Below are 16214 nucleotides of genomic sequence, written 5' to 3'. Positions count from 1 at the left end.
ATGGGGAGGGCGCGTGCAGGGTCCAGAGGCCATGATCGTCTGCGAGAGCCTGGTGCGCATCTACCAGACCGGCTCGATCGAGGTCCAGGCGCTCCAGGGGCTCGACCTGGCGGTCGACCGCGGCGAGATGATCGCGGTCGTGGGCGCGTCCGGATCGGGCAAGTCGACCCTGCTCAGCATCCTGGCCGGCATCGACGCGCCGACCGCCGGCAAGGCGCACGTCGGCGACTGGGACCTGCTCGCGATGACCCGCGCCGACCGGGTGCGCTACCGGCGGCACACGGTCGGGTTCGTCCGGCAGCAGACCGCCAGCAACCTGGTGCCGTACCTGACCGCGGCCCAGATGGTCGACCTGCCGATGACCGCGGCCCGGGCGCCGGCCCCGGAACGCCGTGAGCGGGCCGGCGAGCTGCTCGACACGCTGGGCGTGGGCGCCTGCGCCGACCGGCGGCCCGGCCAGCTCTCCGGCGGCCAGCAGATGCGGGTGGCGATCGCGGTCGCGCTGGCCAACCAGCCTCGGGTGCTGCTGGCCGACGAACCGACCGGCGAGCTCGACACGGCCACCTCGGCCGAGGTCTTCGAGGCGTTGCGTACGGTGAACCGCGAGCTCGGCGTCACCATCGTCATCGTCACCCACGACCCCGAGGTCAGCGGCCGGGTCGAGCGGACCGTGGCGATCCGGGACGGCCGCACCAGCTCCGAGGTCCTGCGCCGGACCGCCGCCCACGACAACGGCGAGGAACACGTCATCGCCGAGGAGTACGCGGTGATGGACCGGGCCGGCCGGGTGCAGATCCCGCGCGACTACCGTGAGGCGCTGGCCCTGACCCGCCGAGTGCGGCTGGTGCTGGAGGCCGACCGGGTGGAGATCCGAGGCGACGAGTGACGACCCTGCTGAGTGTTCAAGGCGTGAACCGCAGCTTCGGCGCCGGGCCGTCGGCGGTGCGCGCGCTGCGGGACGTCTCGTTCGAGGTCGAGGCGGGCACCATGGTCGCCCTGGTCGGCCGCTCCGGCTCGGGCAAGACGACGCTGCTCAACGTGGTCGGCGGCCTCGACCGGCCGGACGCCGGGACGGTGCGGGTGGACGGCACCGAGGTGACCACGCTGGACGACGACGGGCTGTCCCGGCTGCGGCGCGAGAAGGCGTCGTACGTGTTCCAGACCTTCGGGCTGATCCCGGTGCTGTCCGCGGCCGAGAACGTCGGGGTGCCGTTGCGGCTGGCCCGCGTACCCCTGAAGGAGCGTGAGCGGCGCGTCGGCCTGCTCCTCGACCTGGTCGGCCTGGCCGGGCACGCCCAGCACCGGCCGGATGAGATGTCCGGCGGGCAGCAGCAGCGGGTGGCGATCGCCCGGGCGCTGGCCGCGTCGCCCAAGCTGCTGATCGCCGACGAGCCGACCGGGCAGCTCGACGCCGAGACCGGCCTGGCCGTGATGGCGCTGCTGCGCGGGGTGGTCGAGTCCGAGGGCGTCACGGTGCTGCTGTCGACGCACGACCCGGTGATGATGGCGCTGGCCGACCGGGTGCTGCGGATGCACGACGGCCAGGTCACGTGCTGAAGCTCCTCGCGCGCCGGGTCCGCTCGCAGTGGGCCCTGCTCGCCGCCCTGGTGGCGCTGCTGGCGATCGGCGCCACGGTGGCCGGCGCCTGCGCGCTGCTGGTGACCCGCACCGGCGAGCAGGCCCTGGAGTCGGTCGCCACCCGCGGCCGGCCCGACGACGTCAAGACCACCGCGTACACCGTCGAGGTCAAAGCGTCGCAGGCAACATCGGTCGCGGCCGACACCCGGGCGGTCCTCGAGGAGGCGTACGCGCCGTTCCCGATCGCCACATCGGTGCGCGCGTCGTCCCGGATGCGGGCGCTGGCGTCCGCGCCCCAGGTGAACGGGCTGCCCGCCGAGACCTACCTGTCCGGGATGGACGGTCTGCAGCAGCGGGCCACGCTGCGGTCCGGACGCTGGCCGCGGGCCGGCGCGGCGCCGATCGAGGCGGTGCTGCTGGAGACCACGGCCCGGCTGCTCGGGATCCGCGTCGGGCAGCGGGTGCGGCTGGGCAACGAACGGGCCTTCGACTCCGCGCCCCCGCTGGACGTCACGGTCGTCGGCATCGTCCGGCCGCTGCCCGGCACCGGCTGGGAGCGGGACACCCTCGGCGGCCTCGGGTACGAGGTGGGCTCCTTCTCCGAGGGCGGCAGCGACGAGCCGGTCCTCGCGTACGGGCCGTTCCTGGTCGACCTCGGCGACCTGTTCGCCACCCCGTCGGTGATGGACCGCCTCGAGGTCGTGGCCGCGCCCGACCTGGCCGGCGCCGATCTGCGCGACCTGAACGCGGCCACCGTCCGGCTCGGCGACGCCGGGCGGGGACTCGCCCGCGCGCTGGGCGACCGGGTGAGCATCCAGCGCGTCGACGCCCGCCTGCCGGTCACCCTCGGGCAGGCCCGGGAGCAGCGCCGGGTCGCCACGTCGGTGGTGCTCGCGGTCGCGGTGCTGGGCGGTGGGCTGACCGCGGCCGCGCTGGTGCTGGCCGGGCGGCTGACCTCGGGCGTACGCGCGGAGGAGACCGCACTGCTCTCGGCGCTGGGTGTCGGCCCCGGGCAGTTCGCGGCGGCCGCGGCCGTGGAGACCGGGACGCTGGCCGTGCTCGCCGCCCTGATCGGCGCGCCGGCCTCGGCCCTGCTGCACGCCGGCCTGACCCACCTGCCACCGCTGTCCGGCGCCGGGCTGACCTCCGCTCCGAGCACCAACGCCACGCATCTGATCGCCGTGGGCGCGGCCGCGCTCGGGCTGGCCGTGGTGCTGGCCGTGCTCACCATCCGACCCGTGGTCGCGCCCGGCGAACGTCGCGGCCGCGCCGAGTTCTACGCCCGCTCCGGGGTCGACCTGCTGCTGGTGGCGTTCGCCGTGATCGGCTGGTGGCAGCTCAACGGGCAGTCGGATGTCGCCTCCACGCGCACCGACGTGGTCCGGGTGGCCGCGCCGGCCCTGGTGCTCACGGCCGGGGCGGCGCTCGCCCTGCGCCTGGTGCCGCCCGCGTTGCGTGGCCTCGACCGGCTGGCCCGCCGGGCCCGGGGGCTGGTGCTGCCACTGGCCGCGTTCGAGGCCGCCCGCCGGCCGAGCGCGGTCGCGGCCGGGCTGCTGGTCAGTCTGGCCTGCGCGGCGGCCACGTTCGGGATCGCGTTCGAGGCCACCTGGGACCGCTCGCAACGCGACCAGGCCGCGCTGTCGGTGGGCACGGACCTCGCCGTCGCGGTCACCGGCACGCCCGAGGCCGGGACGGGCGCGACGATCGCCGACGCGACCGGCGGGACGGTCAGCCCGGCGGCCGATCGGGGGGTCGGGCTGGGCCAGTGGGTCGGTGGGGCCGGCGACCCGCCGCGGCTGGTGGCCCTCGACACCCGGCGGGCGGGCGAGCTGATGCGGGGGCGGCCGGACTCCGCCTGGGCCGGGGTCGGTGCGCTTCTCGCGCCGCGTACCCAGATCGACGGTCTTGACCTGGAACCGGGCGCGGCGCTGACCATGGGTGGGACGGCGACCGGCGACTTCCCGATCGTGGTGACGCCGCGACTGGTGCTCCAGGACCCGGCCGGCGTGCGCACGACCTGCATCGGCGGGCAGGTGCCGCTGGACGGCGCGACCCACCGGCTGCCGGACTGCGGCGTCACCGCCGGGCAGCAGCTGGTCGCGGTCAGCCTGCCGATCTCGGCGGCCACCGAGCCGGACGACCTCGCCACGACGAGCGTCAAGGTCACCCTGAACGTGCCCGGCGGATCCTCCTGGACGGCCACGTCGGCGCCGCCCTCCCCCGGCCAGCTGAGTAAAACCGCGGTGTCGGCGGGCGCGGGCGGGCTCACCATGTCGGCCGACGTCCGGCTGGTGAGCGCCGAGAACTCCGCCCGGACGCTGATCGCCACCGCGTTCGGCTCCCCCGGCCGGGTGCCGGTCGTGGTCGCCGCCCGGGTCGCCGACGAGCTCGGGGTCAAACGAGGCGGCACGCTGAGCATGCCGGTCGGCACCACGCCGGTCGGGGTGACGGTCGCCGACATCGTGCCCCAGATTCCCGGCGCTGCCGGTGCGCCCGCCGTGCTGGCCGACCTCGACACCCTGTCCCGGGCGATGATCCTCGCCGGCGACCTGCGTTACCCGATGGACGGCTGGTGGGTCGGGCACCCCGCCCGGCCGGATGCCGCCGCCCGCGTCGCCGCCCTGCACGTCGGCGAGGTGACCACCCGGGCCGGCGAGACCACCCGCCTGATCGGGAGCCCGCCGCGCGCCGGCGTCCGTCCCGCGCTCGGTCTGCTCGTGCTCGTGGCGACGTTGCTGCTGCTGGCCGGGGTGGTCCTGCACGTGAACAGCGACCTGCGGGTCCGCGCGGTCGAGGTGGCCCGGCTGCGCGGGCTGGGGATGACCCGGCGCGAGGTGCGGGCCATGCTCTTCGGGCAGCACGCCGGGATCCTGGCATTCCTGCTGATCGCCGGGGCGCTGGTCGGCGGGCTCGCCACCGTGATCGTCGCGCCGCCGATGGTCCGCGCCGAGACCGGCGCCGCGCCGATCCCGTTCGCGCACCCGGTCTGGCCCTGGGCGTCCGAGGCGCTGCTGCTGGCCCTGCTGGTGCTGGCCTGTGCCGTGCTGGTGACCGTCGTGGTGCTGGCACAGACCCGCCGGGCCGACGCCGCCCACCTGCGGGTGGCGACGTGAGGCGCCCGGCCGTGCACTGGCCCAGCGTCCGCGGCCGCGCCCGCGCCGACGCCGGGTCGCTGCTGCTGGTCGCGATCGTCGTGGCGGTGGTGTCGCTGCTGGCCGGGGCCACGCCCGCGCTGCTGCGGTCCACCGCCGACGACGCCATCCGCGAGGCGGTCCGCGCCGGCGGCGACGACGCGGCGGTCATCGCCCAGGCCAAATGGGAGTACGACGACGTGCTCGGCGGGCGGCAGCGTTTTCCCGCCCTCGCCCAGGACGTCGACCTCTTCCGCAAACGCGCCGCCGAAGGGCTCGACCCCGGGCTCGCCCGGGCCCTGCGGCCGCCGATCGCCGTGGTCACCGCGCCGTCGTTCGACATCACCGACGGCAGCCTGCTGCGGACCTTCCAGTACAACTACCTGGCCGACGCTCGGCCCTTCGCGTCGTCGCGGGTCACCTGGGTCGGCGGCGTCGCGCCGGGCCCGTCGGCGGCCCCGAACGCCGTCTCACCGAACAGCGGGCCGCCGTGGCCGGTCCAGGTCGGCGTCTCCGAGGCGACCGCGGCCGCCCTGAAGCTCGGGCCGGGTGACCGCATCCCGCTCAAGGACGAGTTCCTGCGGGAAAAGCTGGTCACCATCAGCGGCGTCTTCCGGGCCGACGACCCCGCCGACCCGGCCTGGCGGCTCGCGCCCTGGCTGCTGGCTCCGGTGCCCGGCGTGGACGGGGTCGGCTCCACCCGGCTCGGTGGCCTGCTGTCCGCCGAGTCGCTGCCGGACGCCCGGCTCGCCGTCGAGTCCGAGCTGATGGATCGGATGGTCCACTTCGAGGCCGACCCGGCCCAGGTTTCCTCCGGCACCGCCCGGTCGATCGCCTCCACCCTGGTCACCCTCCAGGCCACGTCGAGCGCGTCGTCGGTGTTCGACACCTCGCTCCAGTGGCGGAGCCAGCTCGACAACGTCCTGCGGATCGTGCAACGGCAGGTCAACGCGGCCACCGCCCAGGCGTCGGTGCTGCTGACCGCCGTACTCACCGGAACCGTCCTGGTCCTGCTGCTCGCCGCGTTCCTGCTGGCCCGGCGGCGGGCCGTCGCTCTGACCGCCGCCCGGCACCGGGGCGCGGGGCTGGCCGACCTGACCCTCGAGCTGCTCATCGAGTCCTCGGCGGTCGCTCTGCTCGCGGCCGCGATCGGCGTGGCCGGCGCCCGCCTGGTCACGCCCGGCGTCGCCTGGTGGTGGGCGGTGCCGGTGGCCGTCGCGGCGGTGGTCGCGGGACCACTGTTCGGCGTCCTGGTCGCCGCCCGGGCCACCAGTGACCGGCGCGCACCCGCCAACCGCGGCGCCCGCCGCCGGCTCCACCGGGCCGCCGCCCTCCGCCGGGTCGCGATCGAGGCGGCCGTCGTGCTCGCCGCGGCCGGGGCGATCATCGCGCTGCGACAACGCGGGATCCTGCCGGACTCGGCCGGGGCGACCGGCGGGGCGCTGGACCCGTTCGACGGTCAGGAGAGCACGTCGGCGCTGGCCGCGAGCGCGCCGGCGCTGGGCGTGGTGGGCGGGGCGCTGGTCCTGCTGCGGCTGCTGCCGGTCCTGCTGCGGTTCGTGCTGCGGCGGGCGTTGCGCTCCTCGCGGCCACTGGCGGTGTTCGGCGCGGCGCAGGCGGCCGCGAACTCCGCCCGTACCCTGCCGATCCTGGTCATGATCGGCGCCACCGCGCTGGCGTCGTTCGCGCTGGTCCTCGGCGCCACGGCCTCGCGCGGGCTCTCCGACGCCGCGTGGCGGGTGGTCGGCGGGGACGTCCGGGTCGAGGCCGGGGCGGCTGCCGGGGTGGACCTCACCGCGCTCGCCCGCCGGGTGGCCGCGGCGCCCGGTGTCGACCACGTCGTCACGGCCCAGGTGACGGAGGGCGCCCGGATCGCCAACTCGCGGAAGCTCGTGGAGGCGCGGCTGGTCGTCGTCGACCTGGCCGCGTACCGGTCGCTGCTCGCCGACACCCCGATGGGTATGTCTTCGGCCACCGGTGCCGGCATCCCAGCCCTGGTCCGGTCCGCGGACGGCAGCCTCGCGCCCGGCATGACACTGTCGTTCCCGCGCAAGGACAAGCCCGCGATCAGCCTGAACGCGGTGGGTCCGGCTCCGGTGATCGGCGACAGCGGCGATGCCGTGTACGTCGACTTCGCGGCGCTGCGGGCCGCCGGCGTCGACGTCGTCCCCGACACCATGTGGGTTACCGGTCCGGGCGCCGCGGCCGCGGTCGAGGGCACCCCCGGCGTCGGGATCACCACGCGCTCGGACGTGGCCCGCTCGCGTCAGGACGCGCCGCTGACCGCCGGTCTGATGGCCCTGACCTGGGTCGTGGCCGGGACGCTGGCGGCGCTCGGGCTGCTCGGCTTCGCCCTCGGCGCGGCGGCCGGCGCGCCGGAGCGCTGGGCCACGCTGGGCCGGTTGCGCACGCTGGGTCTGCGGCTGTCGGAGACGCGTACGGTGGCCGCGGGCGAACTGCTCCCACCGGTGCTGCTCGCCGTCGTGGGCGGTCCACTGCTCGGTGTGCTGCTCGCCTACCTGACCTTCGGTTCCCTGGCGCTGAGGCTGCTGGTCGGCTGGGACACCGACCCCGCGACCACCGTGCCCTGGCTGCCCCTGGGCGTGCTGGCGCTGGTGTTCGTGGCCGCGGTGCCGGTGGCCGGCTTCGTCGAGGCGACCCTGCGTCGCCGCCAGGGCCTCGGCGAGCTCCTCCGGGTAGAATGACCGATCAGGGCTCGTCTACGCGGCGCTGACCCGCCCCCCTCGGGGGCCCGCGCCGCGATCCGGCTCTCCGGGCCACGTTCGCGCTGGTCCTGCTGCTCGTGCACGCTGGTCCTGCTGCTCGTGCGCGCCGGACTGGCCACCAAGGTCCGCCGCGATCCTTTGTCACGCCGCCGGGGTTCCGGGCGGCCTGAAACCCGGTTGCTCCGGGCCGGTGCTTCGCGCGAAGGTGCGGGCGTGCTTCCGGTGCTGTGGTTGTGCGGGCCGCCCGGGGTCGGCAAGTCGACCGTGGCGTGGGAACTGTTCCAGGAACGGGCCGGCGCGGGCTATGTCGACACCGATCAGCTGGGCATGTGCTATCCGGCGACGGCCGCCGACCCCGGCCGGCTGGAGCTTCAGGCGCGCATCCTCGGCCGGGTCGCGGCGGGCTTCGCGGCGACGGGCGCCGGTTCCCTGATCGTGTCCGGTTGCGTGGACGCTCGCCGGGGCATCCACACGTCGTACCTTGGTGGGGTCTCCCTGACCGCGCTGCGGCTGCGGTGCGACCGGGTGGAGCTGCGCCGTCGCCTCGCCGCCCGCGCCCGCCCCGGTGACGACTGGCAGGCGGCGCTCGCCTCGGCGGACGAGCTTGACCACAGCGGCCTGCCCTATCCCCACATCGACACAACAAGCCTTTCCCCTGCCGAGGTCCTCGCCATCCTCCGCGACAGTTGGCGGCCCTCTGCTTCGCCTTGGCCGATGCCCGCTCCCGCCCTTACTCCATGCCCCGCTCCCGGCACCGCGCCCGGGGCCGGTTTTGGCTCCGGCTCTGCTCGCGGCACCGCTCCGGGCCCCGCTTCCGGCGAGATCGTGTTTCTGTGCGGCACGACGGCGGTCGGCAAGTCGACGGCCGGATGGGAGCTGGCGCGGCTGTCGCAGCAGGCTGGGCACATGACCGGCTTCGTCGACCTCCAGCAGATCGGCTTCCTCGACGGCGGCGACCACCGGCTCAAGGCGGCCAATCTCGCCGGCGCGTGGGCGGAGTTCCGCGCCAACGGCGCCCGACGTCTCGTGGTCAACGGTCACCTCGACGACGACGCGCAGTTCCGGCACTACACCGAAGTGCTGCCGGCCGCGCCGATCACCATCCACCGTCTGCACGCCGGGCCCGACGCACTGTGGACGCGGTTCCACCAGCGTGGCCTCGGCCGTGGCCCGCTCATCGCCGGCGACGAGCTGCGCGGCCGTCCGGCGGACGTGCTCGAGGCAGCCTACGAGGCAGCGGTCGGCCGCACCGGCATCGGCGACCGCGTCGACACCGATGGCCACACCCCCGCCGAGACGGCCCAGGCGATAGCCCACCGGATCGGCTGGCCTTGAGCCGGCAGCCCGGCTGTTCGCCGTCGCGATGCCTCGCTGATCCCAGCCAGGCAACCCGGCCGTCGGCCGTCGCGACCTCTCGGCTGATCCCAGCCCCGGCGACCCGGCTATGGACGGGCGCGATGGCTCGGCGGATCCCATTTCGGCCGTACTCGGTGGGCCTTCGGAGTGGGGCTGGTTCTAGGCTGGCGGGATGCGGGTGGCGTTCGCGACTGATGACGACAACGAGACGACCAAGGCGGTGGCGCGGGCGCTGATCGACGGCGGGCATGAGATCGTCCGTCCGGCGGCCGCGCAGAGCTGGCCCGACCTGGGTCACTTCGTCGGGCAGGCGGTCGTCGACGGGCGGGCCGACTACGGCGTGGTGCTGTGCTGGACCGGCACCGGGACGGCCATTGCGGCCAACAAGATCCCGGGGGTACGCGCGGCCGTGGCCTGGGACCCGTGGATCGCCCGGGGCGCCCGCCTCTGGAACGACGCCAACGTCCTCGCGATGAGCCTCAAGCGCCTCGCCCCCGACGTGGCCGTCGAGGTCCTCCAGGCGTTCCTCGACACCAGCGACCCCGACCCCGACGAGGCGGACAACATCGCCGCCCTCGGCTGAGGCCCACTTCCGGCCGCGCATGGCCTCGGTGGCCCCAGGGAAACTCCGGTGCGTCGGCGACGCGCCGGCCCTAGATTCGTGCGGTGACCGCGCACCACGACCTTTCCCATCTCGGCACGCCGATCGGACCGATGGTCCGCGTCCACGGCGGGTTCGCCAACCGGATGTACCGGCTCGACACCGACCAGGGATCGTTCGCGGTCAAGGAGATGAACCCGATCGACCGCCGCTCGACCTACCAGGTCGACGACGTGTTCAGGTTCGAGCGGGCGGCCTTCGCGGCCGGCGTCCCGATGCCGGAGCCGATCTCGGCCGGCCACCACACGCTCGTCCACCGGTGGGTCGAGGGCGAGAAGATCCCCGAGGCGCCGGTGTCGGCGGCGTACGCGTTCGAGATCGGTGAGATCCTCGCGCGCGTCCACGCGCTCGACGTCAGATGGCCGCACGCGTCGACCGACGACCCGCCGGCACAGGACTGGCCCGAGCTGGCCGACCGGGCGGCGTCGACCGGACAGCCGTGGGCCGGGGAACTCGCCTCCCACGTCGAGACGTTCGTCGCGATCGCACGCTTCGTCGACACCTGCGAACGGCCCGGCCCGGTCGTGCTGACCCACCGGGACATCCAACCGTGGAACCTGCTCGCCCGGGCTGGCCGGCCGGTGGTGCTCGACTGGGAGCTTTCGGGGTTGCTCGACCTGTCCGGTGAGCTCGGCTCGACCGCGCTGAGCCTGGCCAAGGGACCCGGCTTCGACACCATCGAGCCCACCATCTTCCGTTCGGTCCTGGACGGCTACGTCGCCGCGGGCGGAACGCTGCCGCCGCCGGGGCCGAGCTGGTTCGTGTTCATGATCGGCGGCTGGCTGAGCTTCACCAGGTGGAACATCCTCCGCTGCCTGGCCGGCACCGAGGCCGGCACCGGCCCCGAGCTCGCGCTGTCGCACGAGTCGGCGCGGAACGGCGTGCGCGGCCTCCCCGACATGTTCCGCCGGCTTCCCCAGCTCGAGGCATTGCTCGGGTGACCCGCTCGGTCAGGCGCCCGCGATGGGCTTCGGCGTCGACCGACTTTCCAGGGGCGCGTCGATCAGGGCGGTGTGTTCCAAGACGATCGAGCGCCACGGTCGACGTCACTGGTCATCGGATGATCCTCTGCTCGATGGGGCGACGGACGACTCTGACGGGTCGGCGGTCGACGACAACCCCGCGGGGCCGGCGGCGGGACGGCGGCGGCGCAGGGACGCGGCCGCTGTGGTCGCCACGGTCAGGACGACGCAGGCGACGCCCGCGACGACGAAGGACCGGGCAATCCCCAAGGCGCCGACCAGCGGCGCCAGCACCAGCGGGGACAGGAACTGGCCCAGGAAGATGGCGGTCACCAGGCCGCCCAGCACGCGGCCGCGGCGGGCCGGCGGGGCCAGTTCGCTGAGCCAGGTGTTGAGGTTGGGCACGGCGAACCCGACGCCGGCGCCGCCGATCAGCACGCCGGCCAGGATCACCGGCAGGGCGGTGGTCAGGCCGACGATCGCCCAGCCGGCGCCGAGCAGCGCGACGCTGAGCGTGGTGATCGCGGCGAAGCCCAGCCGTCGTCGTAGGGCCGCGTACCCGACGGCGGCCACCGCGCTCGATGCGGTCGACGCGGCCACCGCCACGCCCACCACGACGGTCGACGCGGTCAGGTCGGCCAGCAGGAACGGCAACTGGGTCGGCACCATGAAGAAGACCAGGGTGGCCAGCAGGGCGACCGCGTAGATGCCGAGGTAGGGCGCGGACCGGCCGGGCGGTGGTGCCGCCGCGGGGGCGGCCTCGGCGGGGCGGTCGGTCACGGCCACGACGACGATGGGTACGACGAGCAGCGAAGCCGCGTACAGCCAGAAGGGAGCGCGCCAGCCCACGGCCGCGAGGGCACCGGCCAGCGGGAGGAAGACGACGCCGCCGAGGCTGGCGAAAGCCTGCTGAAGGCCGAGGAAACGGGCGCGCGCCGGACCGGTGAAGAGGTCGGCGATCAGCGCGCTGATGGCGGTCATGATGCCGCCGACGGCGAGACCCAGCACGGCCCGGGAGAAGATCAGCGCGCCGAGTCCGGGTGCGTAGAGCCCGGCGGTCCCGGCCACGGCGTAGAGAACGAGCGAGCCGGTCAGCAGCGGCTTGCGGCCGAAGCGGTCGGCGACGACGCCGGCGATCGGCGCGGACACGGCGATGGCCAGGCAGGTCACGGTCAGCGCGAGACGGACCAGCACGTCGCTACGAAAGTCGGCCCGCATCGACGGAAGGCTCGGCGACATGATCGCCGCGGCCATGATGGTCAGGGTGGCGCTGCCCAGGAGGGCCACGCGGGTGGCCGGGGCGGGCGGTGCGGTCATGGTGGGTCACTCCTTGGTCGCCCAGCTGAGCGTGAGGGCGTGCAGGGCCTGGTCGGCGAGCAGGCGGGCGCGGTCGAAGCCGATGTCGTCGAGCTGGCCGAGGCCGGTCATGCCGTGCACGACGCCCCAGACCAGGTCGCAGGCGAGGGCCATGTCGGGCAGCGGGACGCCGGTCGCCCGGGCCCAGGCCTCGATCGCGCCGTTGGTCACCGCGATCACCGGGCCGGCCGCCGCGTGCCGCGCGCCCGGGTCGAGGGTCACCCCGGCCAGGCCGTTCATCAGCCGGTAGAGGTGGGGGTTGCGCTCGGCGAAGCCGAGGTACGCCCGCCCGATCGCATAGATCGCCCCGGCCGGGCCCGAGGCGGCCGCGGCGGCGTCCAGGTGGGCGTGCAGGTGGGCGTACCCCTCGCGCATCACCTCGCCGAGCAGCGCCTCCTTGTTGGCGAAGTGCTGATAGACGACCGGCGCGGAGTAGCCGACGTCGGTGGCGACCTGGCGGATCGTCACCGACGCCGCGCCGTCCCGCTCGACGGTCTGCCAGGCGGCCTCGAAGATGCGCCGGCGGTTCGCCTCGCGGCGTTCCTCACGGGTCACGCGCGGGGCTCGGGGGCGCCGCTGCCGGTGTACGAGGGCAGGTTCTGCACGAGCTTGGTCAGCTCGGGACGTTCGGCGTACCGGCGCTGGTGCAGCGCGGCGATCTTCGCGCCGATCTCGGGGTCGGGGTCGTCGGTGGTGTCGTACGAGATGAACTTCTCGACCAGCGGCAGTCCGATCTCATCGGTGTGGGCGTGCGCCGGGTGCATCAGGTATTCCCAGTAGCCGTCGAGGTCGTCGAGCACGAAGGTGGCGCCCCACTCGAAGTCGCCGCCGACGTCCCGGCCGACCACGAACTGCTTAACGGCGTCGATCTCACGGCCCTGTGTACGCAGGCTCTCCAGCGCCTCGTCACGCTGCTCGTCAGTGACGCCGGCCTTCAGGACGAGCCGGTTGTGGTGGTAGATCATGGCAACCCCTAACGTGGTTAGGTTTCCTAACGCCGTTAGACATTAACTCCGCCGCCTGCGAGCGTCAACAGATCACCCACATAAACGTCCGCGCCCCCGGGTATCTCCTGGCCGTGCTCATGATCGATCTACCCGACCTGCCGCTCCCCGGTCACGGCCGAACACTCGAACGCTTCCGTCACTTCGCCGCGGTGGGCCGGCGCGACCCCGTCGCGGTCCGCTTGTTCGAGGGCCACGCGGACGCGGCGGCGATCCTCGCCGAGCTGGGCGCCGACCCACCCGGTGGTGGGGAGCGCTGGGGCGTCTGGGCGGCGGCTCCTTCGTCGGTACGCGCTTCGCCCACCGCCCCGGCCCCTTCGTCGGCTCTTTCGTCCGGCGAACCCGCCCTCTCGACCGGCGCGGCCGGCGGCTGGCGGTTGAACGGCGACCGGCCGTGGTGCTCCGGAGCCGCCTGGTGCACTCACGCCTTGGTCACAGCCGCGGCCGACGACGGCATCCGACTCTTCGCGGTGGCCAACACCGCCCCGCACGCGGTCCCGATCGACGGGACCTGGCCCGCCGTGGGCATGGCGGCCAGCGACAGCCGCACGATCCGCTTCACCGACGCCCCGGCGATCCCGATCGGCGGGCCGGGCGACTACGTGGGCCGCCCAGGCTTCTGGCACGGCGGCGTAGGTGTGGCCGCCTGCTGGTTCGGCGGCGCCCTCGGCGTGGCCGACGCCCTGCGCGTGGCGGCGTCGGGCCCGAAAGACATCGGACCGCACGCCTTCGCGCACCTGGGCGCGGTCGACGTCGCCCTGGGCGCGGCCGCCGCCGTGCTGGAGTCGGCGGCCGCGGCGATCGACGCCGACCCGCGAGCCGACGCACACCGCTTGGCGCTGCGCGCCCGGGCAACCGTCGAGAAGGCCGCCACCGAGGTCATCGACCGGGTCGGCCGAGCGCTGGGCGCGGGCCCGCTGTGCCGCGACGCCGAGCATGCCCGCCGCGTCGCCGACCTGACCGTCTACCTGCGCCAGAGTCACGCCGAGGGCGACCTGGAACAGCTCGGCCGGCTGCTGGCCGACTCCACGCCGGACACCGGCGCGGTCCAGCTGTCAGCCAGTTCGCCACCAGGCGCCGAGCCCACTCGGTCCGGAGCTCAGTCCGACGGTCGGCTCAGCCGAGAAGGGGGACTCGCATGGTGAGGCCGATCGTCGTGGCCACCGGCACCGACGAGAGCGAATGGGCGTCCTGGCCGGCGATGAAGGGGTGGCCGGCGTTCCCGCTCGACCCGCCCGGCCCGCCGTTGGTGGTGGCACCGCATCCGGACGACGAGATCCTCGGTGTGGCCGGGCTGATGGCCATGCTGGGCGAGGCCGAGGTGGTGGCGGTCACCGACGGCGAGGCGTCGCATCCCGGGTCGACCGTCCACACGCGGGCCGAGCTGGCGGCGATCCGCCGCGCCGAGACGGACGAGGCGCTGGCCCGCCTTCAGGTCGATGGACCCGTACACCGGCTTGGTCAGGCCGACGGCGGGATCGACGAGGACGCGGTCGTGGCGGCGCTGGTGCCGCTGCTGACGCCGGGACGGTGGTGTCTGGCGACGTGGCGCGAGGACGGCCACCCGGATCACGAGCGGGTCGGCCGGGCCGCCGCGCGAGCGTGTGCGGCGACCGGGGCGCGGCTGCTCGAATATCCGATCTGGACCTGGCACTGGGCCCGCCCCGACGACCCGGACGTTCCGTGGCACCGCGCTCGCGTCATCGACCTGACGCCCGCCGCGATCGCCGCCAAGTCGGCCGCCATCGCCGCCTTCCCCAGCCAGATCGCCCCGCTGGGCCCGGACCCGGCCGACGCCGCGATCCTTCCGCCGCACGTGCTGGCCCGGTTCGCCCGCCCGTTCGAGGTGGTGTTCGGATGACCACACCCGCCGGCTACTTCGAGCAGATGTACGCCGGGAGCGCCGACCCGTGGAGCTTCGAGTCCCGCTGGTACGACGCCCGCAAACACGACCTGACCGTGGCGGCGCTCCCCCGCCGGCGCTACCGTTCCGCGTTCGAGCCGGGCTGCTCGACCGGCCGGCTGACCGCCCGCCTGGCCGGCCGCGCCGACCGCCTCCTGGCCGTGGACGTGGTCGACGCCGCGGTCCGCACCGCCGCCGACCGGGTGGCCGCCACGCCGCATGTCCGCGTACACCAGGCCGCGGTCCCCCACGACTGGCCGGACGAGACCTTCGACCTGATCGTGCTCTCCGAGATCGGCTACTACTTCGACGACGCCGACCTGGCCACGCTGCTGGCGAACACCCACCGGTCGCTGGAGCCGGGCGGTGACCTGGTCGCGGTCCACTGGCGGTGGCCGGTCGACGAGCACGCCCGCCGCGGCGACGAGGTGCACGCCGCGCTGGCCGGGGTGGAGGGCCTGACCCGCACGGCTCGCCACGAGGAGGACGACTTTCTGCTGGAGGTCTTCGCGCGTACGCCACCTTCGGCCCGTTCCGTGGCCCAGCGGGAGGGCCTCGCGTGAACCGGGCGGACACCGCCGCCCTGGCCCGCCTCATCGCGTACGCGCCGGTCCTCGCCGACGGCAGCCGTTCGCGCGACAACCGGTTGGCTGGCGAGCCGGGCTCGTCAATACCGGCGCTGCACGCGCTGGCAGAATGCTCGTCCATGACTGGTCCACGCGAGGCGAGGCTCCGGGAACTCGGCGACGTGCTGCGGCGCCGGCGGGAGTCGTTGTCGCCCGAGGCGATGGGATCGTCGCCCATGGGCGCCGGCGCACCCCCGGACTGCTGCGTAGTTCCGTCCTTCTCCCACTTGGCGTAGTAGTCGTACACCGTCTTCGCCGGCGGAATTCATGCGGCAAGTACTCCCACGCGATCCCAGTCCGAGTGACGTAGAAGATCGCGTTCACGATCTCCCTCAGATTGTGCACCGGACGGTTGATCCCGAGCCCTGGACGGGCAGCCCGCCACCGCGTCAGAACCGGTTCGATCACCGCCCACCGAGCATCCGACAGGTCCGATCGATATGGACGTCGCTCCATCCCCATGTACTGCCAACGAACCAGCACGCCCGCTGACAGCCGGCAAACGCGAATCAACCTGATCGAGGATCAGATGCCCTCTAAAGAGCGAATGGCCGCCTCGACCGCCGCGCGCACCTTCGCCACACTCGCGGGCGTGCCGGCCGGCTGCTCGGCCGTCCCGTAGGGCGGTCCGTAGGCCGGCTGCCCCGGCTGGACCCGCCACGAGTCGGCGAGCGAGCCGACGTCGACCGCGTTGTAGCCGAGCTCGTCCAGGAACGTCGCCGCGACCTGCTTGGCCTCGGCGTCGTCCCCGGCGATGGTCAGCGCCGTGCGGTCCGCTGCCCCGGCCGGCCGGGGCAGCGCCGCCAGGTGCTGCCAGGAGATGTTGTTGTAGTCCTTGACCAGCCGGGCGCCGCTCAGATGCTTCTGCTCCAGCACGGCGCTGGTCAGCGTGCCGGCCGCCAGCTCGGGGC

14 protein-coding genes and 2 pseudogenes are annotated in these 16214 nt (G+C 74.4%); 11 read left to right on the top strand and 5 right to left on the bottom strand.

Annotation, left to right across the window (positions count from 1 at the left end; translation table 11 throughout):
• Nucleotides 1-31 precede the first annotated feature (31 nt).
• The 7 genes from AB0M54_RS13055 (at nt 32) to AB0M54_RS13025 (ending at nt 10393) form a co-directional block, all read left to right on the top strand.
• A complete protein-coding gene (locus tag AB0M54_RS13055; protein WP_364318126.1) occupies nt 32-886 on the top strand; it encodes an ABC transporter ATP-binding protein in 855 nt (284 codons plus the stop codon).
• A gap of 23 nt (nt 887-909) precedes the next feature.
• Nucleotides 910-1557 (top strand): ABC transporter ATP-binding protein, encoded by a 648-nt coding sequence (locus AB0M54_RS13050; RefSeq protein ID WP_364317611.1) that lies wholly within the window; start codon nt 910-912, stop codon nt 1555-1557.
• Nucleotides 1551-4691, top strand: a complete 3141-nt coding sequence (locus tag AB0M54_RS13045) for an FtsX-like permease family protein (RefSeq protein ID WP_364470858.1) — start codon at nt 1551-1553, stop codon at nt 4689-4691. Before AB0M54_RS13050 ends, AB0M54_RS13045 begins: the two co-directional genes overlap by 7 nt.
• Nucleotides 4688-7414 carry an ABC transporter permease gene (locus tag AB0M54_RS13040; protein ID WP_364470856.1) on the top strand — a complete coding sequence of 909 codons (2727 nt, stop codon included), beginning with the start codon at nt 4688-4690 and terminating at the stop codon, nt 7412-7414. Before AB0M54_RS13045 ends, AB0M54_RS13040 begins: the two co-directional genes overlap by 4 nt.
• 234 nt (nt 7415-7648) lie before the next feature.
• Nucleotides 7649-8770: an AAA family ATPase gene (locus AB0M54_RS13035; protein WP_364470854.1), complete on the top strand. Its 1122-nt coding sequence runs from the start codon at nt 7649-7651 to the stop codon at nt 8768-8770.
• A 193-nt stretch (nt 8771-8963) separates the two neighbouring features.
• Complete coding sequence (locus AB0M54_RS13030) at nt 8964-9374, top strand: RpiB/LacA/LacB family sugar-phosphate isomerase (protein WP_364317616.1); 411 nt, start codon at nt 8964-8966, stop codon at nt 9372-9374.
• Between the two features lie 83 nt (nt 9375-9457).
• Complete coding sequence (locus AB0M54_RS13025) at nt 9458-10393, top strand: phosphotransferase (protein WP_364470852.1); 936 nt, start codon at nt 9458-9460, stop codon at nt 10391-10393.
• Between the two features lie 105 nt (nt 10394-10498).
• On the opposite strand, the gene AB0M54_RS13020 is transcribed toward AB0M54_RS13025, so the two are convergent.
• The 3 genes from AB0M54_RS13020 to AB0M54_RS13010 are packed head-to-tail and all read right to left on the bottom strand — an operon-like array spanning nt 10499 to nt 12735.
• Nucleotides 10499-11731, bottom strand: coding sequence for an MFS transporter (locus tag AB0M54_RS13020; protein WP_364470850.1), 1233 nt, complete (start codon nt 11729-11731; stop codon nt 10499-10501).
• Nucleotides 11732-11737: 6 nt separating this feature from the next.
• Nucleotides 11738-12325 carry a TetR/AcrR family transcriptional regulator gene (locus AB0M54_RS13015; protein ID WP_364470848.1) on the bottom strand — a complete coding sequence of 196 codons (588 nt, stop codon included), beginning with the start codon at nt 12323-12325 and terminating at the stop codon, nt 11738-11740.
• Nucleotides 12322-12735, bottom strand: coding sequence for a Dabb family protein (locus tag AB0M54_RS13010; protein WP_364317621.1), 414 nt, complete (start codon nt 12733-12735; stop codon nt 12322-12324). Before AB0M54_RS13010 ends, AB0M54_RS13015 begins: the two co-directional genes overlap by 4 nt.
• A gap of 119 nt (nt 12736-12854) precedes the next feature.
• Between AB0M54_RS13010 and AB0M54_RS13005 the strand changes: the two genes are divergently transcribed.
• Genes AB0M54_RS13005 through AB0M54_RS12990 form a run of 4 tightly spaced genes read left to right on the top strand, consistent with a single transcriptional unit; the run spans nt 12855 to nt 15539 of the window.
• Complete coding sequence (locus AB0M54_RS13005; RefSeq protein ID WP_364471356.1) at nt 12855-13919, top strand: acyl-CoA dehydrogenase; 1065 nt, start codon at nt 12855-12857, stop codon at nt 13917-13919.
• Nucleotides 13913-14635, top strand: a complete 723-nt coding sequence (locus AB0M54_RS13000) for a PIG-L family deacetylase (RefSeq protein WP_364470846.1) — start codon at nt 13913-13915, stop codon at nt 14633-14635. The genes AB0M54_RS13005 and AB0M54_RS13000 overlap by 7 nt, the downstream gene beginning before the upstream one ends.
• Nucleotides 14632-15240 (top strand): class I SAM-dependent methyltransferase, encoded by a 609-nt coding sequence (locus AB0M54_RS12995; RefSeq protein WP_364470844.1) that lies wholly within the window; start codon nt 14632-14634, stop codon nt 15238-15240. The genes AB0M54_RS13000 and AB0M54_RS12995 overlap by 4 nt, the downstream gene beginning before the upstream one ends.
• Nucleotides 15237-15539 (top strand): hypothetical protein, encoded by a 303-nt coding sequence (locus AB0M54_RS12990; protein WP_364470842.1) that lies wholly within the window; start codon nt 15237-15239, stop codon nt 15537-15539. The genes AB0M54_RS12995 and AB0M54_RS12990 overlap by 4 nt, the downstream gene beginning before the upstream one ends.
• On the opposite strand, the pseudogene AB0M54_RS12985 reads toward AB0M54_RS12990, so the two are convergent.
• Together AB0M54_RS12985 and AB0M54_RS12980 are read right to left on the bottom strand one after the other, a co-directional pair.
• Nucleotides 15503-15759 (bottom strand): annotated as a pseudogene (locus AB0M54_RS12985) (transposase); the annotation flags it as partial. The gene AB0M54_RS12990 and the pseudogene AB0M54_RS12985 sit on opposite strands and share 37 nt — an antisense overlap.
• A gap of 69 nt (nt 15760-15828) precedes the next feature.
• A pseudogene (locus tag AB0M54_RS12980) lies at nt 15829-16214 on the bottom strand (NADP oxidoreductase); the annotation flags it as partial.

Origin of the sequence: Actinoplanes sp. NPDC051470 (assembly GCF_040682035.1) — a bacterium.
Classification (GTDB): Bacteria; Actinomycetota; Actinomycetes; order Mycobacteriales; family Micromonosporaceae; genus Actinoplanes.
This window is presented reverse-complemented; position numbering and strand designations above follow the sequence as displayed.